This window comes from Halopiger goleimassiliensis, from assembly GCF_000455345.1.
Taxonomy (GTDB): domain Archaea; phylum Halobacteriota; class Halobacteria; order Halobacteriales; family Natrialbaceae; genus Halopiger_A; species Halopiger_A goleimassiliensis.
This window is the reverse complement of sequence record NZ_HG315690.1, coordinates 1,599,498-1,619,566: the sequence shown is the minus strand read 5'-3', so window position 1 is coordinate 1,619,566 and position 20,069 is coordinate 1,599,498. Positions and strand designations below refer to the sequence as shown.

The 20,069-nt window shown below is 64.4% G+C and carries 16 protein-coding genes and 1 pseudogene; 5 read left to right on the top strand and 12 right to left on the bottom strand.

Annotated elements, in window-relative coordinates:
• Positions 1 to 51 precede the first annotated feature (51 nt).
• The 8 genes and pseudogenes from TX79_RS07905 to TX79_RS07870 form a co-directional block, all read right to left on the bottom strand.
• Complete coding sequence (locus tag TX79_RS07905) at positions 52 to 1,368, bottom strand: TIGR00341 family protein (RefSeq protein WP_049926918.1); 1,317 nt, start codon at positions 1,366 to 1,368, stop codon at positions 52 to 54.
• 206 nt (positions 1,369 to 1,574) lie between these two features.
• Positions 1,575 to 2,642 (bottom strand): geranylfarnesyl diphosphate synthase, encoded by a 1,068-nt coding sequence (idsA3, locus tag TX79_RS07900; protein WP_049926917.1) that lies wholly within the window; start codon positions 2,640 to 2,642, stop codon positions 1,575 to 1,577.
• Position 2,643: 1 nt separating this feature from the next.
• The gene (locus TX79_RS07895) at positions 2,644 to 3,996 is read right to left on the bottom strand and encodes a ribonuclease J (RefSeq protein ID WP_049926916.1); all 1,353 of its coding nucleotides are present in this window, start codon (positions 3,994 to 3,996) and stop codon (positions 2,644 to 2,646) included.
• A gap of 238 nt (positions 3,997 to 4,234) precedes the next feature.
• Complete coding sequence (locus tag TX79_RS07890; protein WP_049926915.1) at positions 4,235 to 4,711, bottom strand: nucleotidyltransferase domain-containing protein; 477 nt, start codon at positions 4,709 to 4,711, stop codon at positions 4,235 to 4,237.
• A gap of 51 nt (positions 4,712 to 4,762) precedes the next feature.
• Positions 4,763 to 5,506 carry an isopentenyl phosphate kinase gene (locus TX79_RS07885; protein WP_049926914.1) on the bottom strand — a complete coding sequence of 248 codons (744 nt, stop codon included), beginning with the start codon at positions 5,504 to 5,506 and terminating at the stop codon, positions 4,763 to 4,765.
• 216 nt (positions 5,507 to 5,722) lie between these two features.
• Positions 5,723 to 5,974: a hypothetical protein gene (locus TX79_RS19270; RefSeq protein ID WP_154660481.1), complete on the bottom strand. Its 252-nt coding sequence runs from the start codon at positions 5,972 to 5,974 to the stop codon at positions 5,723 to 5,725.
• A gap of 307 nt (positions 5,975 to 6,281) precedes the next feature.
• Positions 6,282 to 7,271 (bottom strand): annotated as a pseudogene (mvk, locus tag TX79_RS07875) (mevalonate kinase); the annotation flags it as partial.
• 69 nt (positions 7,272 to 7,340) lie between these two features.
• A complete protein-coding gene (locus TX79_RS07870; RefSeq protein WP_049926911.1) occupies positions 7,341 to 7,844 on the bottom strand; it encodes a hypothetical protein in 504 nt (167 codons plus the stop codon).
• Positions 7,845 to 8,197: 353 nt separating this feature from the next.
• Between TX79_RS07870 and TX79_RS07865 the strand changes: the two genes are divergently transcribed.
• The 3 genes from TX79_RS07865 (at position 8,198) to TX79_RS07850 (ending at position 10,929) form a co-directional block, all read left to right on the top strand.
• A complete protein-coding gene (locus TX79_RS07865; protein ID WP_049926910.1) occupies positions 8,198 to 9,874 on the top strand; it encodes an acyl-CoA synthetase in 1,677 nt (558 codons plus the stop codon).
• A 235-nt stretch (positions 9,875 to 10,109) separates the two neighbouring features.
• Positions 10,110 to 10,532 carry a universal stress protein gene (locus TX79_RS07855; protein WP_049926908.1) on the top strand — a complete coding sequence of 141 codons (423 nt, stop codon included), beginning with the start codon at positions 10,110 to 10,112 and terminating at the stop codon, positions 10,530 to 10,532.
• Positions 10,533 to 10,713: 181 nt separating this feature from the next.
• Complete coding sequence (locus TX79_RS07850) at positions 10,714 to 10,929, top strand: hypothetical protein (RefSeq protein WP_049926907.1); 216 nt, start codon at positions 10,714 to 10,716, stop codon at positions 10,927 to 10,929.
• 609 nt (positions 10,930 to 11,538) lie between these two features.
• Here TX79_RS07850 and TX79_RS07845 read toward each other — a convergent pair.
• From TX79_RS07845 to TX79_RS07830, 4 genes are all read right to left on the bottom strand, one after another.
• On the bottom strand, positions 11,539 to 12,696 hold the full coding sequence (locus TX79_RS07845; RefSeq protein ID WP_049926906.1) for an ABC transporter ATP-binding protein: 1,158 nt from the start codon (positions 12,694 to 12,696) through the stop codon (positions 11,539 to 11,541).
• Positions 12,697 to 12,798: 102 nt separating this feature from the next.
• On the bottom strand, positions 12,799 to 13,626 hold the full coding sequence (locus TX79_RS07840; protein ID WP_049926905.1) for a carbohydrate ABC transporter permease: 828 nt from the start codon (positions 13,624 to 13,626) through the stop codon (positions 12,799 to 12,801).
• A 2-nt stretch (positions 13,627 to 13,628) separates the two neighbouring features.
• Positions 13,629 to 14,621 (bottom strand): carbohydrate ABC transporter permease, encoded by a 993-nt coding sequence (locus tag TX79_RS07835; RefSeq protein WP_049926904.1) that lies wholly within the window; start codon positions 14,619 to 14,621, stop codon positions 13,629 to 13,631.
• A gap of 3 nt (positions 14,622 to 14,624) precedes the next feature.
• Complete coding sequence (locus tag TX79_RS07830) at positions 14,625 to 15,971, bottom strand: ABC transporter substrate-binding protein (RefSeq protein WP_081655509.1); 1,347 nt, start codon at positions 15,969 to 15,971, stop codon at positions 14,625 to 14,627.
• A gap of 222 nt (positions 15,972 to 16,193) precedes the next feature.
• On the opposite strand from TX79_RS07830, the gene TX79_RS07825 reads away from it, so the two are divergent.
• On the top strand, positions 16,194 to 18,404 hold the full coding sequence (locus TX79_RS07825; protein WP_049926902.1) for a glycoside hydrolase family 3 N-terminal domain-containing protein: 2,211 nt from the start codon (positions 16,194 to 16,196) through the stop codon (positions 18,402 to 18,404).
• A 243-nt stretch (positions 18,405 to 18,647) separates the two neighbouring features.
• Entirely contained in the window at positions 18,648 to 19,712 is a 1,065-nt protein-coding gene (locus TX79_RS07820) for a TrmB family transcriptional regulator (RefSeq protein WP_049926901.1), read from the top strand.
• The last annotated feature ends 357 nt before the right edge of the window (positions 19,713 to 20,069 follow it).

The following is a 20,069-nucleotide window of genomic DNA, read 5'->3' as shown; positions in this document are numbered from 1 at the left end:
GACGGTCAGCGCAGTCCCTCTCCGGCCCGCCGCAGGTCGCCGTCTCGCCCGTTATCCCCGCTCGGTGTAGTAGACGACGACCTCGGCGCGCTGGGACTCGACGAGCGGCCCGCTCGGCAACGGAATCGCCGACTCGACGCGGAGGCTCTCCCGGGGTCGTATTTCGTCACCGATGCGCGGCGGGTCGGTGCCGACCGGGTGGGAGACCCGAACGACGACCCGCTCCGGCTGGCGGATCGGGACCGGATCGTCGTACTCGACCGCGACGTCGGTGAGCTCGAGTTCGCTGTGATCGGGAGACTCGATGACGGCGGCCACGTCGTCGTTGACTCCCTCCTCGTACGCGCCGGTCCGGTAGGTGTCGTAGGTCACGCCGCCGAGAAACGCCGAGAGGACGACGATCGTGGCCGCGAGGACGACGGCGCGTTTCTCCGTCGAGATCCGGGCCTCGTCCTGCTGGAACCACTCGTCCGGTCGGTACCCCTTGTACCAGAGGACCGCGAGGCTGGTGATGTTGATCGTGACTATGTTCACGAGGACGAGGACGGCGGCGGCGAGGGCGACCGCAGGGAGCCCCCACGCGATCCCGATGCCGACGACGCCCAGCGGCGGTACGAGCGCGGCGGCGATCATGACGCCGACGAGGGCGGCCGACGTGCCCGCGGTGAGCGTCCACGCGCCCGCTACCCCAGCGCCGATTGCGATAGCGAGTGAGAGCAAATCCGGCGTCAGACGGCCCTGGATCTCCGATATCTCGAAGATGTTGAACATCGGTGAGACGAGACCGGTCGTACGGACACCGAACGCGAAGACGGCCGCGGTGACGATGCCGACGCCCAGCCCGATCGCCTGCAGTTTGATCCCGCGCCGGAACAGGGAGCGGTCGTTGATGACCGTCCCGACGCTCGCGCCGAGCGCCGGGCCGATCAGCGGGGCGATCACCATCGAGCCGACGACGACCGCCGGCGAATCGAGCAACAGGCCGGCGGTCGCGACGACCACGCTCATGATCGTCATGACGAGATACGTACTGAATCTGGGTGTGAGATCCTTCGCTTGGGCCTGTAGCTCCTCGCGGGAGATGCGCGCGGTGTTCTGTGCGTATCGCTGTTCGAGGTCCTCGTACCGTTCCGAGACGACGGTCTCCGCCTCGACGATCACGGTGTAGGAGTCCTCCTCGAGCCCCGTGTTCCGAAGCGCCTCGAGGACCGACTCGACCGCCGGTGCCGGCAGCGGAAACGTGATGACGACCGAGGGCTCCTCGCGGCTCTCTTCCTGGACGAGAGTGTAATCGAGTTCCTCTTCCTCGAGGGTCTCCTCGACGGCCTCCCGCTTCCGTTCCGGAATCAGTATCTCGACGAGCCGCATGGTCGCCCGTCCACCATGCCGTGGATAAACGTTCGACTTGGCCCTGCATTCATCGACGAACGCCTCGACCAGCGACGTCGACCTGGCGGGGCCATACCAGCGACCGTCCTCAGTGCTCGTCTCCTGGGTGAAGCCGCCCGGCCAGACTCGAGCAGTCGCTAGGACGGAGCGGATCGGCCGACGAAAAGGGGGGTAGTGACGCCGGTTCAGTACCCGCGCTCGATCAGGAAATCCGCGAGTTCGTCCAGCAGGTCGTGGGCGTCGTTCTCCGGTAGCACGTCGAGGCGTGCTTTCCCCTGCTCGACGAGATCACGGGCCATCTCGTTGGCGTACTCGATCGAGCCAGTCTCCTCCAGTCGGGCGACGGCGTCGTCGATCTCGCTCTCGGTGACCGCGTCGACGTCGTCGGTCTCGACGAGGTCCGCCACGTCGACGCCCTGATCGCGGGCGTGGACGGTGATGAGCGTCTGCTTGTTCTCGACGAGGTCGCTACCCCGTTGTTTGCCGAGTTTCTCGCTCGGGACGGTCAGGTCCAGCACGTCGTCCTGGATCTGGAACGCCCGGCCGATGTCGAGGCCGTAGCCGTACAGCGCCTCGATCGTCTCGTCGTCCGCGCCCATCAGGACGGCGGGGAGACAGGCCGAGGCGGCGTACAGCACCGCCGTCTTCTGCTCGACCATCTCGAGGTACTCCTCGGGCGTGACGTCGTCGCGCTCCTCGAAGGTGACGTCGAGCGACTGGCCCTCACAGATCTTCGTACAGGTCGTCGCGAGCACGTCGAGCGCCCGGACGGTTCGGTCCGCGGTGGCCCCCGTATCGAGCATGATCTCGAAGGCCTTCGAGTAGAGCGTATCGCCCGCGAGGATGGCCGTCTCGAGGTCGTACTCCTTGTGGACCGCCGGAACCCCGCGCCGGAGGTCGTCGTCGTCCATGATGTCGTCGTGGATCAGCGTGAACGACTGGATGACCTCGACGCTGACCGCGGCGTCCATCACGTCGACCGTCTCCGGCTGTCCGGCGACGTCGCCGTCGAGCGTGGGGAACGTGCGGTACTCCGTCGAGAGGGGTTCGACGTCCGCCAGTGCCTCCGCCGCCGCCAGCAGGACGGTCGGCCGAAGGCGTTTGCCGCCCGCGTCGAGCAGGTATCGCGACGCTTCGTAGAGCCGCTCGGGCTGTCGGATCGGGAGTTCGTCCGGAATCGCTTCGTTGACCAACTCGCGGCGCTCTCGGACGGCCTCGAGCACCGCTTCCTCTCGCGTCTCGGGACGTGTCATATCAATCGACGAGCTGGATGAGGTTCCCGTTGCGCGTCACGTGGAGGTCGCGGCCCATCTGGTAGCCCTCGCTCTCGCAGAGGTTGACGTAGCTCGAGAAGCCGCTCATGTCCTGGTGGGCCGGAATGACGTGCTGGGGCTGCAAGGCGTCTAACATCTCGTAGTGGCCCTCCTGGTTGAGGTGGCCCGAGACGTGGATGTCGTCGTAGACGCGCGCGCCCTGCATGCCGAGCAGTTTCTCGGCCTGGTAGCGCTGGCCCTCGTTGGTCGGCTCGGGAATGACGCGGGCGGAGAAGACGACCTTGTCGCCGTCGTCCAGTTCGTAGGGGGTCTCGCCACGGGCCATCCGGGTGAGCATCGCGCGGGGCTCGCCCTGGTGGCCCGTGACGATCGGCAGGAAGTTCTCCTTGCCCTCGTTCATGATCCGCTTGAACGTACGGTCGACGGACTTGCGGTGACCGAACATCCCGAGGTCGGTCGGGAAGTCGACGAAGTCCAGCCGCTCGGCGGTGCCGGAGTACTTCTCCATCGAGCGACCGAGCAGGACGGGCTGGCGGCCGATGTCGTCGGCGAACTCGACGAGACTCTTCACGCGAGCGATGTGGGAGGAGAAGGTCGTCGCGACGATGCCGCCGTCGTAGTCTTCGATGCTGTAGAGGACGTCACGGAGGTGCTCGCGGGCGACCCGCTCGGAGGGCGTGCGGCCCTTCTTGTTCGCGTTGGTACAGTCCTCGATGTAACACAGCACCCCGTTGCCCTCGCGACCGATCTCGCGGAACCGCTCCATGTCGATCGGGTCGCCGATGACGGGCGTGTGGTCCATGCGCTTGTCCAGCCCGTAGACGACCGCGCCCTCGGGCGTGTGGAGAACCGGGTTGATCGCATCGATGATCGAGTGGGTCACGTTGACGAACTCGAGGTCGACCTTGCCGGAGTCGCCGATCGACATCGTCTCGCCGGCCTCCATCTTGATCAGGTCGTTCTCGACGCCGAACTTCTGCTCGCCCTCGATCTGCTGTTTGACGAGTTCGATCGTAAACGGCGTCGCGACGACCGGCGCGTTGTACCGGTGGGCCAGCTTGCTGATCGCACCGATGTGGTCGAGGTGGCCGTGCGTGGGCACGATGGCCTGCACGTCGCCCTCGAGGTCCGACATGACCCGATCGTCGGGGATTGCGCCCATGTCGATCAGATCGAGACTGTGCATCCGCTCGGTTTCGACGTTGTCGTGGATCAGCACCTGCGAGAGGTTCAGACCCATGTCGAAGATGACGACGTCGTCCCCGGCGCGGACGGCAGTCATCTGCCGTCCGACTTCTTCGTAACCGCCGATTGTTGCGATTTCTATTTCCATGGTTCGTTGTACTGAAAGCCGTGTGCGTTAGCGTGGACTCTCATCGAAACGGTCCGCGGACTCCCGGTTGTGCGGCCCCGGCGTCTTGCAGCGCGTCGGCCATCCCGCTATGCGCTCGCGGAGGCGACCGCCTCCGGCCGGCCGCGACACCGTCGCGACCTCGAGCGCACTTGCCCGCGGGTTTCGCTACCACCCTCTACACGCCCAGGTGTTAAAAACGCAGTGGGTTGGTCGTCGCTCAGTTCGCGTCGGCCTCGGCCCACTCGCGGAGCAGTTCCGCGCGGTCAGTCCGACCCAACCGTTCGTACGCTCGCGCCTCGTACTCGAGCGGAAACGCGGGAATCCGGCTCCCGTCGACGTCGATCCACGCCCGACGCGCGGCGACGTCGACCGGCGGTTCCCACGTGCCGTCCGGTTCGCGCTTCTGGAGCGCGCCCATGATTTCGACGCGGATTCCCCGGAGCTCGAGAGCGCCGAAGTGAGAGCGGATCCGATCGGACTCCTCGAACGAGACCGGATCGACGACCGCCTCTTGAAACCGGTCCGCGATCTCGTACGCGCCGTCTTCCGTCGTCTGCACGTCGACGTCGTTCGGCTCGAGGGGAACGTCCCGGAGCGCGAAGGCGGTGCTTCCCGTGAGCGCCCACTCGACGTCGTCGAGGCGCTTCGCGAGCGTTCGAAGAACGGCCTGAAACTGCGGATCGAGGTTAGGCATCGTCGTGGTCGTTCGATCGGCTCGGTGACCCGCCTACAGTGGTCGTGGTCGTCACCTGATCGTCGTTCCCGGATTCGCCCCGTCGAAGAACGCGGTCAGATCGTCGAGCCCGAAGATCGAGGCCTCGGCCTCGAGGTCCAGCAACGTCTGGACCTTCCCGGCCATGCCACCCGTGACGTCGGTCGCGTCGCTGGCACCCAGCACGCTCGCGACGTCCTCGAAGGCGGTGATCTCGTCGATCACGGCGTCGTCCGCGTCCAGCACGCCCGGGACCGTCGAGCAGAGACCGACGCAGTCCGCCTCGAGGTCGGTCGCCACCCGGGTGACCACCTCGTCGCCGCTGATGATCGTCGCCCCCTCGCCCGCGTGGGCGATCACGTCGCCGTGGAGGACCGGGACGAACCCCTCCGCGACCAGCGTCCCGACCTGGCCCGTGTGGAGGTCCAGTTCGCCCGCCGCGTCGCGGTGGCCGGCCGAGAACGGGTGGACCGGCACAGCGGGGACGTCCCGGTCGCGAAGCCGCGCGAGGACGAACTCGTCGAGGGTCTTCATCGCGCCGTGGATGTCGAGCACCGCGCCAGCGTCGTGGGTGCCTGCGGTCGTGTCGACGCCGTGTTCGCTGGCGTAGTGGTGGCCGAAACTGCCGGCCCCGTGGACGAGGACGAGCCCCTCCGGATCGCGGTCCTCGAGCGCCGCCGCGATCACGTCGGCCGCCCGCTCGAGCGCCGGCCCGTCGAGAGTCTCGGGCCGGTCCTTCTCGGTGATGACGCTCCCGCCGAGTTTCAGGACGATCATGCGAGCCGTCTCACCTCCCACTCGTAGTTCATGGGATAGTCTCCCCACGCATTCGTAACAGGTGTTGCGACTCGTTCCGACAACCCGCTCGCGTGCTGGCAGTCGACGACGATACAGTATCACCGACGAGTTTCACACTGCTCACAGCAATGCAGCAGGTGCCGGCGATTTCCGCAACCACTGTCCGCTGAACCGTGAGCAGGCGTGCAATGAGTTTCAGTTGCTACTAGAGCTGTAGTATCGGACGACGATACCGATGGCCAGCAGCGTAACGACGTTGGCGGCGGCGAACAGCAGCCACTCGTGAACTCGTGTATCAACTCCCAGTACCGTTCCGAGCAGGAACGACGTACCGAAGAAGGCGACGATGATCGTAGACGGGACGACGAGGGAGAACGTCGACGGCACCGGGTCGATGCGCGGGAACTGCCGTGGAACCAGTCGATCCGCACCGACGAAGATCCCCACTGTGATCCCGAATCCAACGAGAACGACCGCGGCCTGAACCGAATACGGTGTCGTTTCCCGAGAGAAGACCTGCGTCCCGACACCACCGTTGATCAGGCCGAGAAAGATACCGGTATCCCAGAGCCACGGTCTGTTCCAGCGAGTTCGGGAGAGATGCGAAACCGACACCACCGGAAGGACTCCATTCATACGGAGTTGTATTCAACACCAATATATTAGCACAAATAACCGTCGGACTAGTTATCACCGCTCTCGCTCGCTCCGGACGCGTAGCTCGGTCACAGGACGGTTCCGTGTTACAGAACGATCATGCGAGCCGTTTCACCCCCTCCTCGGCGAGTTCGGCGCGGAAGGTGTCCTCGCAGCCCGGGGTAAACGAGAGTGCGGTCTCGGTCTCCGAGGTGGGATCGAGCGCGACGATGCAACCGCCGCCACCGGCTCCCGTGAGCTTCGCGCCGTAAGCGCCGGCGTCCCGGGCCGCCCAGACCATCGCGTCGAGCGACCGCGAGGAGACCCCCAGCGCCGAGAGCAGTCCGTGGTTGAAGTCCATGAGCCGACCGAGTTCCTCGAGGTCGCCCTCCGCGAGGACGTCCTCGCCGGTTCGCACGACGTCGCCGATCGCTTCGACGGTGTCGGCGGCGAAGCCGTACTCCTCGCGCACGTCCCGGACCCCTGCGACGAGTTTGCCGGTGTCGCCCGCGCCGCCGTCGAAGCCGATGACGATCGGCAGGTCCGGCGCGTCGATCGACCGGCAGTCGTCGCCCTCGACCCTGACGGCTCCGCCGGTCGCGGAACAGAAGGTGTCCGCGCGGGAGGCCTGCCCGTCCTGGACCTCGTACTCGGTCCGGTAGGCCCGCTCGGCGAGTTCGTCGACCTCGAGGGTGACGCCGAGTTCGCGGGTCGCGGCGTCGATGGCGGCGACGACGACGGCGGCCGACGACCCCAGCCCCGCGCCCAGGGGGATGTCGCTCTCGATGGTAACGTCGAAGCCGACGTCGTCCTCCCCGGTCACGTCCCGGACTTGTTCGATGGCCTCGTCGACGTAGCCCATGGCGGCGCTCACGAGCGACTCCGAGACGTCGACGTCCGGCCGCTCGTCGGTCCTACCACCGTACTCGACCGTAAAGCCGTCCAGGGTGAGATCCTCCGCGTGGACGCGTAGCTTCCCGTCGTCGCGTCTGTTGGCCTCGACCCGTGCCCGTAATTCGATCGCACACGGCACGGCGGGCTCGCCGTACACCACCGCGTGTTCCCCAAACAGATAGACCTTGCCGGGGGCGCTCGAGAGAGTCATATCCCGGCGTTCGTACGACGACGGTTAATAGCTATCTTCTCGTCGCGAACCGGGGCACGAGCAGTGAGACCGTCAGCGTCGCCGGGTTGCCGGACCGATCTCGAACAGTTCCTCGTAGAGACTCGCCGCGAGCGCGTCGATGTTCTCGTCGGCCTCGCTCGCGTCCATCGAGTCAGTGACGCCCTGCCACTCGATCGAGACCCGCGAGATGGGGACCAGCGCGATGCCGCCGATCGTCACGTCGCCGTCCGGCGTGTGGACGGTCCACTCCGTTCGCATGCCGCTGTCGGACCGGGTCACGTCTTCGACGTGGCCGCCAGCCTCGACCCAGCGTTCGACGAGGCCGTCCGTGATGCGGCGCAACTGTCGTTCGCCGAGAACGTGCGCGACGACCCCCAGCACAGCGAGGACGACGAACGCGACCGCAGCGAACGGGATCCCGCCGTAGGGAACGTTCAACGAAGCGGCCAGCCCTGCGATCACGACGACGAAACCGAGTACCCGTCCGTCGAAGGCGTTCGGTACCGTCCCGCTCCAGTCGGCCTCGGCTGATCGAGGCCCCTGCTCGAGTTGCATGTCGCTCGACACTCGTAACGTGGGCCGGATAGCCGTGTGCCTGTCCCAGTCGCAGCTTTATACCGCCGATGAAAACTCGTATCCGAGTACGAGACAGTCAGTCGTAGTCGAGGAGTTCGTCGTCGCCGTGATGCGATCGGAGCTCCTCGAGAGACTCGCGTTGTTCCTCGAGTCGGGGCGTCGGCTCGTCGTAGGTGTGCTCGAACACCGCGTTCGGAGGTCGAAGAGGTCCCGCTCGAGCGCGTCTCCTGCCATAGCTCGAGGCTCGTGCGGTTCACACATACTACTGATCGGTCGCGACGAATTCGCCGTAGTCGAAAGAGCCACTCCCTCCCCGCCGAAACAAACGGGCCATGAGCTGGACGGTCATGCCGTCGTTCGAGGACTACGAGCGGGCCCGCGAGGAGTTCGCGTGGGACCTGCCCGGCGAGTTCAATCCCGCGGTCGACTTCCTCCGGAAACACGAGGACACCGGCCGCACAGCGCTTCGGTACGAGGGCGACGACGGCCTCGAGACCTACTCGTTCGAGGACCTGGACGACCGATCGGACCGCCTCGCCGCCGCCCTGGCGGATCTGGGGGTCGAACCCGGCGACCGCATCGGCGTCGTCGTCCCGCAGAAACCGGACAACCCCGTCACCCACCTGGCAAACTGGAAGCTGGGGGCCGTCTCAGTGCCGCTCACCGTCCTGTTCGGTCGCGACGCGCTCCAGTATCGGCTCGCCGATAGCGAGGCGACCGCGGTCGTCGTCGATCCGAGCGTCCGCGACACCGTCGACGAGATTCGCGGGGAGTGTCCCGCGCTCGAGCGCGTGATCGAACTCGGCGGCAGGGAGGCGGTCACGGGCGTCGGCGAGACGACCGACGGGGTGACGACGCACGCCTTCGACGACCTCATCGCGGCGTACGAGACCGGGTTCGACGTCTACGACGCCACGCCCGAGACGCCGACCGCGATCATGTACACGAGCGGCTCGACGGGGCCGCCGAAGGGCGTCCTCCACAGCCACGCGCTTTGGCTCGGCCGGGCCGCGGCCGCGTACAACTACTTCGATCAGGGCCTCGCTGAGGGTAAGGCCACGCTGTGGACGCCCGCCGACTGGGCCTGGGGCGCGGCGCTTGGCGGGACGTTGTTCGCCGCCTGGCACCACGGCTGTACGATCGTCGGCTGGCCGCGCGACGGCTTCGATCCCGAGGCGGCGTTCGACCTCATGGAACGCCACGAGGTGACGAAGGCGTTCATGCCACCCACGGCGCTCCGACTGCTGTCGTCGGTCGACGACCCCGAACGCGAGTACGACCTCGCGCTCGAGACGCTGGCCTCGGCGGGCGAACCCCTCACCTCGGAGGTCGTCGACTGGGTCCGGGAGACGTTCGACGACGTCTCGATCAACGACTTCTACGGTCAGACGGAGCTGAATCTCGTCGTCGGTAACTCCGACGACTGGTTCGACACGCGCCCGGGCAGCATGGGCAAACCGTTCCCCGGCTACGAGGTGCGGGTGCTCGATCCCGAGACATACGAACCCCTCGAGGCCGGCGAGGTCGGCGAACTCGCGGTCGAGCCCGGGGACCGACGGGTCTTCTTCGACGAGTACTGGGGCCTGCCGGAGAAGACCGAAGCGAAGCGGACCGATGAGGGGTGGTTCCTCACCGGCGACCTCGTGGAACGCGACGACGACGGCTACCTGTGGTTCGTCTCCCGGACGGACGACGTGATTCTGACGAGCGGCTACCGCGTCGGTCCGATGGAGGTCGAGGAAGCCATTCTCCACCATCCCGAGGCCGAACAGGCCGGCGTCGTCGGCGTCCCCGACGACACCCGCGGCGAGGCGATCAAGGCGTACGTCCAGCCGGCGAGCGACGATTACGACCCCGAAACACTCCGCGAGGAGATCCGTGACCTGGTCCGGGACCGACTCGCGGAGTACGAGTACCCGAAATATATCGAGTTCGTCCAGTCCCTGCCAACGACCACGACGGGGAAGATCAAACGCCGGTCACTCCGTGACCGGAACGACGCGTCCTAACTCGCACTCGAGGGAGAACGGAGCGCGGACCCGGTTCCGGACCTCGACGGGCGTCTCGATCCACGTTCCCTCATCGTTCGCTTTCTCCGGATCGCCAGCGGGTGGCCGGGGATTTCGAATTCGAAGCCCCAACCACCGCTCCGGTACGCTCGTTCCGAAGCCGAACCGACTCACAGCTTCCAGTTCGTGGGGCCGAGGGAGCGGTTTTATAAGTCATCCATGCAAAACGTCGGTTATGTATCGCGTTCTAGTCCCGGTCGATACGAACGAGGATCGCGCGGTCAGGCAGGCCCAGTACGTCACCTCGCTGCCCGACGCCGCCGAGTCGGTCGAAGCGTACCTCCTGTTCGTGTTCACCGAGGAGAGCGACGACCTCCCCAAGGAGTTCGAGAAGTTCAAGTCAGCCTCCCGGATCGGGTCGGTCCGTCGCGCGAAAGAACACCTCGAGGAGGAGGGGGTCGACGTCACCGTCCTCGAGGACAGCGGCGACACGGAGGAGGACATCCGCAACGAGGCCGAGGAGTACGACGTCGATTCGATCGTCCTGGGCGGCCGCAAGCGCTCTCCCGTCGGCAAGGCGGTCTTCGGGAGCGTCACCCAGTCGATTATTCTCAGCTCGGATCGACCGGTCGTCGTCACCGGCGGCGGAGCCGAGTAACGGGAACGCGACGACTGCCGGATCCGCATCTCGAGACGACACCGTCTCCCGTTCTACCGCTCGTCGGTCACTGTCGTTTCACTTCCGGAGCGTCACCCGGTGCGATCGTCCCTTAAAGTCGCGACTGGGACAGTCCAGCCGTTATGCAGCGGGCGTCCCGAGGCCAGGCCGACCACTGCGTATGAGCCGGAAGCCAATCGACGACCTCCGCTGGGGATGGCGCTGTCCGCGATGTAATACGGACGTGCCGGTCTCGAGGGACCCGGATTCGGAGACGTTCTACTGGGAATGTCCACGCGAAGGCTGTCCGACCGTCGGATTCGGATTCACGTCCCGCCGCCGGGCGCGTATCGGCCTCCGGGAGTATCGGGAGCGCTATCGGAACATCTACCGCTAATCGAACGGCCGCTGATGGCCGTCGAATCGTACTCGTCGTCTGCGTCCCAATCGCTTCTCCCGCCCGTCGCTACTCGAAGGCTCCCCTCGAGTACCTACTCACTATTGCTCTCGAGGAAGTCAGTAACTCGAGTTTCCAGAGCGGAAAACGAGTATCCGAATTCGGATATTTTAGACGAAGTACCAGAACCCATATACTATTTTCGGAGGTGAGGAAACCTTCGATACAATTGTAGCCATAACCACACCCCATATATAAATTACTTCTTCCCGAGTACAATAATTGGTAAAATAATGGCGATAGAAAGTATATACATGGCCTATCGTCCAATAATGGCTGAACGCGTCCAGTGGTGACCGAATCACTTGTGATCTTCGTGTATCGAGTTGTTGAGAGGGACGTTTATCGCGTTCTCCCCAGCTATAACCAGTGGAGCGAACGGATTTCGTTGCTGTCCTAGATCGAACGGAAAACGGACGTATATTCCGTAGATATCAGAAAAACCACTACATACTAATTATGATATGTTGGTGAGAGGTTATTCTTTTCAAGCAAACGGTGACTGGCGAGACTCCTCGAGTCGGGTGGCGTTCGAGCCGTCGTCGCAACTCATCCGGGATTCGTCACGTCGGCCTGCGGCGGTTGCGTCTCGTCGATGCGTGCCGTCGATTTCGTTTCGATCGCTTCTCCCGAATCGGGTTCGAACAGGTAGAGGTCCTCGACGTCGAAGTCGACGTGTACGCGGTCGCCGCTCGAGAGGCGTCGGTGGGAGTCGATGCGGGCCGTCAGTTCGGTGTCGCCGACCTCGAGGTAGACGACGTTCTCGTCGCCCATCGCTTCGACGACGGTGACCTCGGTGGGGACGCCGCCGCTTTCGACGAGGGTCAGGTCCTCCGGCCGAATCCCGACGGTGAGACGGTCGTACTCCTCGGCCGAGGCCGAGATCGATTCTCTCGAGACGCTGACGGTGAAGGAACCCGGACCGTCGAACTGGACCGTCTTCTCGGTGGATTCGACCGCTGCGTCGACGAAGTTCATGCTCGGACTTCCGAGAAAGCCCGCGACGAACTCGTTCGCGGGCTCCAGATACACCTGCTCCGGTGGGCCGACCTGCTGGAGTCGCCCCTCGTTCATGACGGCGACCCGGTCGCCCATCGCCATCGCCTCCGTCTGGTCGTGGGTCACGTACACCGACGTCACCTCGAGTTCCTGCTGGAGGCGCATGATCTCCTTGCGCATGTCGTCTCGAAGCTTCGCGTCGAGGTTCGACAGGGGTTCGTCGAGCAGGAAGACGGTCGGATCGCGAACGATCGCCCGACCCAGCGCGACCCGCTGTTGTTGGCCGCCGGAGAGTTCGTCGGGCTGATCGTCGAGGAGGTCCTCGATACCGAGCATTTCGGCCGTCTCTTCGACGCGTTGCTCGATCTCTTGCTCCGAGAGCCCCGAGGACAAGCGGAGCCCGAAGCCAATGTTCTTCCGGACGGTCATGTGGGGATAGAGCGCGTAATCCTGGAACACCATCGCGACGCCGCGCTCGCGCGGCCGGACGTCGGTGACGTCGCGGTCGTCGAAGTGAATCGTTCCCTCGCTGACCGATTCGAGTCCCGCGATCATGCGAAGGGTCGTGGTCTTGCCACAGCCGCTCGGACCGACGAACACCAGGAACTCCCCGTCCCGGATCGAGATGTCGAGGTCCGTCACTGCCTCTACGGCCTCGCCGTTGGGATCGTACACTTTCTCGACGTTCTCGAGTTCGATCGACGTCATTCGATCATCCCTTACTCCGCTGATGATATTAATATGTGGGGTTTCACCACGGGGGATGCGAACGTATCACTGCTACTGGAAAGGAGAGGGAGCCACCGCCACCTACATCGAGTTGGTGAAGCCGCGGACGAAGTGTTCCTGCAGCCACAGGAACAGGACGATCATCGGGATGATCGCGATGCTCGCCGCGGTCATGATCTGGTCGAAGTAGATGCGGTGGTGGCCCGTCAGCCGCTCGATGGCCAGCGGGATGGTGAACAGTTCCTCGCTCTCGAGGATCACCAGCGGGTAGAGGAACGCGTTCCACTGGGAGATAAAGAGGATCACCGCGAGCGCCGCCAGCATGGGCTTCATCGCGGGCAGCGCGACGCGATAGAAGATCTGGAACTCCGAGGCCCCGTCGATGCGGGCTGCGTCGAGCCACGAGTCGGGGATCGACTGCATGCTCTGGCGCATCAGGAAGATCCCGACGGGGTTGGCGAGGAACGGCAGGATCAACGCGATGTGGGTGTCGAGCAGCCCGAACTGGGCCATCAGCAGGTACATCGGGATGACCATGATCTGGACGGGCAACACGAGCGTCGCGAGGATGAAGTAAAACAGCGGCTCCCGGTACTTGAACTCGTACTTCGCGAAGGCGAAGCCGGCCAGCGCACACAGGAACACGGAGATGACCGTGTAGACGGTCGCGACGAAGACGCTGTTCCAGACGCTTCGCAGGTACGGGAACCGCTCCTCGAGCGCCGCGAGGTTCTCGAAGAAGTGCGACCCCGGCAGGAGCCGCGGCGGCAGCGTGAAGAACTCTTCCTGTGGGAGCGACGCCGCGACGACCATCCAGTACAGCGGGATGAACGTCAGTACGACGATGACGAGCAGCGTAATGTAGACGGCGAATCGAACTGGCAGTGGTTCCTTGGTGGTTGTCGACATCGTTACTCACCTCCGACTTTCAGTTGGATGTACGCGAGGATGGTGACGAACACGACGAGCACGTACGTGATCGCGCTCGCCCTTCCGAGGTTGAATCGACTGAACGCCTCCTCGTACATGTACATCACGACCGTTAAGGTTTCGTTGGTCGGCCCCCCGTCGGTGATGATCATCGGCTCGGAGAACAGTTGCAGGGAGCCGATCGTCGAGAGGACGATCACGAACAGCAGGATCGGACGCAACTGTGGAAGCGTGACGTAGCGGAACTTCTCCCACCGGCCTGCGCCGTCGATCTCGGCGGCCTCGTAGAGCCGTCTGTCGATCCCCTGGAGACCGGCGAAGAGGATGAGCATGTTGTACCCCATCCAGCGCCAGTCCAGCGATAACGCCAGGGAGATTTTCGCCCAGAGGCCGTCGGTTCGCCACGGGATCGTCGGCAGTCCGATCGCTCCGAGCATGTAGTTGATGAACCCGAAGTTCTCCGCGAACATCACCAGGAAGATCGCGGAGTAGGCGACGTAGTTCGCCGTGACCGGTAGCGCGATCGCCGTCCGGAAGTACCCCGAGTACTTCACGAACTGGGCGTTGAGGAACAACGCGACCAGCAGGGCGACGATCACCATCAGCGGCATCTGCAACAGCGTGATGACGACCGTGTTCTCGACCGACTGGATGAACTGCCCGTTGCTGAACACCCACTGGTAGTTCGACAGCCCGACGAACTCGAGGTTCGAGATCCGTGGAATCCCGGTCTGGAAGAGGCCGAAGTCGAACTCGAGGACGTACCCCGATCCCGGCCCGTTGTACTCGAAGAACGAGAGGTAGAGCGTGTACGCGACTGGGAACGCCATGAACAGCGCGAACAGCACGTAGAACGGGAGGATGTACAGGTACGGGACGCCCGGGAAGCTCGGCAACGCATCTCGGAGCCCGTTGCGGGTCGTCCGGACGCGCGTTTTGATCGCCTGAACGCGTCGCTTGTCCCGTAACGACATGTCTCACGCGACGTCCCGGCCGAGGTCGTTTGCGAGCGTTTCCTCGGCGTCTGCGGCCATTTCTTCGGCGGAGTCGTACCCGTCGTTGACGTAGTCGGCGATGAAATCGCCCATCCGCTCGTAGACCTCGCGGTGGTCCGAGATCATGCGCATCGTCGGAATCTCCGTCGCGAGGTCGACGATCTCCTCGTAGGTATCGCCGCCGAAGAACTCCTGTTCCTGCTCCCACCACTCGTCGTCGTAAGTCGCCTCGAGCGGCGGGAAGATGCCGGCCTCGCGGGCGATCGTCATCATCTGCTCCTCGTTGGTCAGCGCGAACTCCATGAAGTCCCAGGCTCGAGCGATCGTCTCCTCGTCCTTGTGGGCGGGGATGATGAGGTTGGAACCGCCGTGGTTCGTCGCACGGTTGCCGCCCTCGGTGACTGCAGGGGGTCGGTGAATCCCCCACTGGCCCTCCATGTCCGGCACCGTGTCGATCAGTGAGCCGGCCATCCACGCGCCGCTGGTGACCGTCGCGATCCGGTTCTCCTGGAGACCGGTCACCCAGGGTTCGGTGAACTCCTCGGTGTCGGTCGCGGTGCCGGTATCGTACAGTTCCTTGATGATCTCGGCTGCGCGGCGCGTCTCTTCCGTGTTGATCATCAGGTTCCCTTCCTCGTCGTAGGCTTCGCCGCCCTGCTGGCGAAGCAACATCTCCCAGCGCCACTCGAGGACGCCGCTGCCGATACCCATCCAGTTGGCGTCTTCGGGCAGTTCGTCGGCGTACTCGATGAAGTCGTCGTAGGTCTCGATGTCCTCCGGCGTGATCCCGATCTCGTCGTAGATCTCGCGGTTGTAGAAGGTCACGACCGGCGCGATGTCGATCGGTAGTCCGTACCGACCGTCGCCGGTGTCGTCAGAGACCATGTCCCACGTCCAGTCGACCATCGCGTCTTCGGTCTCCTGGTCGATCTGGTTCTCGAGGTTGACGAGGCCCCCGGTACCGACGAGCTGGTTCGTCCAGCGCCCCTCGTAGGCGCCGATGTCGGGACCCCCGCTGCCGCTGGCGATCGACGCCTGCTGGGAGTCGTGGAGTTCGTCGTACCCGAGTTCCTGAATGTCGAACTCGACGTCGTCGCCCGTCTCCTCCAGGTACCGTTCTTTGACTACCTCGAGGCCTTCGGGCTGGGTCCCGAGGCTCCAGATGAGCAGGCTGTCGGCGAGGTCGGCGTCCTCCGGAACACCGACGGATCCTTCCTCTCCCTCCTCGCCGATTCCCACACAGCCGGCCAGCATCGCAGCCGTCGTCCCTGCGCCCAGTGCACTCACGAGTTGTCGTCGCGATACGGTGGAGTCACACCCACGTGACATACACGGTCCCGAGTAGGGGCTACATGATAAAACTTCCTGTTTCAGGATAGATCATTCACCAACCCAGACCAGTCGTGGGTCACGCACAGCGCCCGCAGACCGGAGGCGACGAGCGACCGAATTCCGTCCCGTCCACGAAGTAACCTATTTGTCCGCGTTCGCGCGTGAGGGAACCGATTCCGTGACCGCAGTATTTATTTTCCGGGTTGTGATGTATTCTGTATGGCTCGCCAAGGAGTCGATGGGACGGAGACTGTCGTCCGCGACCCAGAATCGATTCTGGAGGATCTGACGCTCGAGGAGAAGGTCGGCCAGCTGGTCGGCACGTGGATCGGGTCGATGGGCGAGGACGTTACGGTAGCAGACGCCAAGACGTTGGTCAAGGAGGCCAACCTCGGGACGGTTGCAGCCTTCGGTATCGGCGTCTCCTGGTTCCACGATCCGGAACGCGTCGCCGAAGTGGCCAACGAGATGCAACGAACCGCGATCGAAGAGACCGATCACGGTATTCCGCTGTTGCTCCCTGTCGACGCCGTCCACGGTCACGCGTACGTCGACCACGCCGCCGTCTTTCCCCACGGACTGGGTATCGCGGCGACCCGCAACCCTGCCCTCGCACGCACTGCGGGTACCGTGACGGCGACGGAGATGCGCGCGACGGGTGCGACCGTCAACTACGGCCCGACGGGCGACGTCGTCCGCGATCCGCGGTGGGGCCGGACGTTCGAGACGTTCGGCGAGAGTACGCTCCTCTGTCGGGAGTTCGCTTCCGAGACGATTCGCGGCCTCGAATCGAGTGATGGCGACCGCGTCGCCGCGACGATCAAACACTTCCCGGCCTACGGCGATCCCACCGGCGGGGAGGACACCGGTGCCGTCGAGTGCTCGCAGGCGACGCTGTACCGGGACTTCCTGCCGCCGTTCGAGGCGGCGATCGATGCGGGTGCGTCGATCGTGATGCCCTGTTACAACGCTGTCAACGGCGATCCCGCTCACGGCTCGAAACGACTACTGACCGAGCTGTTACGCGAACGGCTCTGTTTCGACGGCCCGGTCGTCTCCGACTGGGGTGGCGTCGACCACCTCCACGAAGACCACGGCGTGACCCGTGACCAGCGCGACTCCGCACGTCGCTCGGTGGAGGCGGGCCTCGACTCCATCTCGATCGGGCGCGCGGAGTACGCCGAGCATCTCCGGGACCTCGTCGAGAGCGGCGAGCTCTCCGAAGCGCGGATCGACGACGCCGTCCGGCGCATCCTCCGGCTCAAGATCGACCTCGGACTCTTCGAAGACCCCTACGTGGATCCCGTCTCGGCCCCGGAGATCGTCGGCACCGAGGAGCACCGGCGTACAGCCCGCAAGGCGGCCCGCGAGTCACAGACCCTGCTGAAAAACGACGGCGTTCTGCCGCTCGATCCCGGCCTCGACGAAATACTCGTCGCCGGGCCAAACGCCGACTCGCTCCGCAACCAGCTCGGCGGCTGGAGCGTCCAGGAGCCCGAACCGGACGCCGGCACCACCCTCCTCGAGGGCGTCCAGTCCGTCGTTTCCGATCATACCACGGTTCGGTACGAGCGCGGTGCCGGGATCGCTAAACCGGACGACGTCGACGCCGCCGTCGATGCCGCCACCGACGCGGACGCCGCGGTGGTGGCGCTCGGCGAGAACTGGTACTACCACGAGTTCGGACCCCAGGAGATCGCGGGCGAGACGGGCGCGTTCCCTACGCGGACGGAACTCGAACTGCCCGACGCCCAGCGGACCCTCCTCGAGCGACTTCACGAGACGGGGACGCCGACCGTTCTCGTGTTGATCACAGGGCGACCCCTGGCGATCGAGTGGGCCGCCGAGAAGATTCCGGCCGTTCTCATGTCCTACTACCCGGGCAGCGAGGGCGGAACGGCCATCGCCGAGACCCTGTTCGGGGTCCACAACCCCTCGGGTCGACTGCCGATCACCGTCCCTCGATCGACCGCTCATCTCCCCTCGCACTTCGATCAGTTGGCTCACCCGACGCCGATCGGCGACGACGAGCATCCCGACTCCTACGATCCGCTCTTCCCGTTCGGCCACGGGCTGAGCTACACCGAGTTCGAGATCCGCGACGTCGCCGTCGCCGACGACGTGATCGGTCCCGGCGAGGACGTCACCGCGTCCGTGACCGTCGCGAACGTCGGCGACCGCGCCGGCGCTCGAGCGCTCGATCTGTTCCTGCGCGACGAGGTCGCCTCCCGCGTCCGACCCGTCCGCGAACACGTCGCCTTCGACAAGGTGTCCCTCGAGGCCGGCGAGACGACGACCGTGGACCTGACGGTTCCCAACCGGGCGCTGGGCGTCGTCGACGAGGACGGACGCCGAACGGTCGAACCGGGAACCTTCCGCCTTTTCTGCGGTGAGCAGTCGGCGACGCTCGAGGTCGACTCGACCTACTGACCCCCTTTTCAATCGTCGTTCGGAAGCGATGCGAACGAATGCTGTCTCGACTCCACCACTCCTCTCACTGAGTTGTTTTGTACCGCTATTACTAGACGCGAATTTTCATTCGACCCGTTGCTTTCGGGCGATTTCTATCACTCATTACTTTTCGTGGACGTGTCGGCAGAGTTGTTTGTCGGCCGGTACGGGGAGATCCGCCCGAGGGGAACAATTTTGAGGACGCGGTGTCATCGGTTGTGTATGGATACGAACACGTTGCGCCGCGCTCTCGGGGAAAGCGGGCTTACGGAGTACGAGATCGACGCTTACCTGACGCTACTGGAGGTCGGCTCGGCACCCGTCGTCACGGTCGCCGAACGGTCGTCGGTCCCGGCCCCGCAGATCTACGAGACGGTTCGCAGTCTGGAGGACCGCGGGTTCGTCGAGACGATCGAACGGGACAAACTCCACGCACGGGCCAGGGAACCCGTGGAGGCTATCGGTCAGCTACGGGAGAAGAGCCAGATGCTCGCCGACGCCGCGGACGAGATCGAAGACCGCTGGGAGCGGCCCGACCCACAGGAGTACCGGGTCAACGTCCTCAAACGCCGGGAGAGCCTCATCGAGAACGCTCGAGACGCGATCGCCGACGCCGAGGTCTCCGTCGAGGTCGCGGCGACGCCCGAACAACTCGAGCAACTCCAGCCGGCGCTCCGGGAGGCCACCGACCGGGGCGTCATGACGTGGCTGACCCTCTGTGGGGACGGCCGCTCCATCGATCCGAGCACGACCGGCGTCCTGCAGGTTCGCTGGCGCAACCTTCCCGGACCGTTCCTCGCGGTCGTCGACAGGAGACGGGCGTTCTTCGCACCGGCGGTCCATCACGGGGAACCGTACGGCATCGTCATCAACGACGACATCCTGACGCTGGTGTTGCACTGGTTCTACCTGACGCTCATGTGGCTACCCTGCGAACGACGCTACGCTGACCCCGATCAGCCGCCGACCTACATCAGTATCGAGGGGTTCATCATCGACGTCGTCTCCCTGTGGCACGACGGCGCGACGATCGACGTCCGCGTTCTCGGACAGGATCCCCAGTCCGGCGAGTACACGGAGGTCCGCGGCGAACTCACCTATATCGCGGCCGCCGAGGGACGGCCGCCGTCCCGCGACCCCACGGTGACGGAACTATCGGGCTACGCGACGCTGGTCGTCGACGCTGGCGACCGGGAGTACACGATCGGCGGCTGGGGTGCCGTCTACGAGGACGTCGAGGCCGAGATCATCACCGTCGAGGGGATCGAACTCCCCGACCCCGTCTGAGTTTTTCCGCCGATGATTTACGGCCGTATGGCTGTAATTTGGTTCGCTCGAGGCAACACCACCCCTACTGCTCTCCAAAACCACTATGGAATATAGGATACTTTTAGATTTGATGTGTTATCTACCGAACTATTTAGCCAAGTTGAGACCAGAATTGAGAAAAGAGATCGAGAAACAGCGTATATTGCCCTGTGAATAGGTTCTTGCTGCCATCAAGTTGTGGCCCGTCCGTCGTTCCAAGACGTCGTCTGAGACGTTCACTACGAATCCGCCACTTCGATGAATCCCCATATATTGCCGCCATGATGTGGATATAGCCCGTTTTGGAAGTGAGAGAACCACAGTTCCGCGATCTGG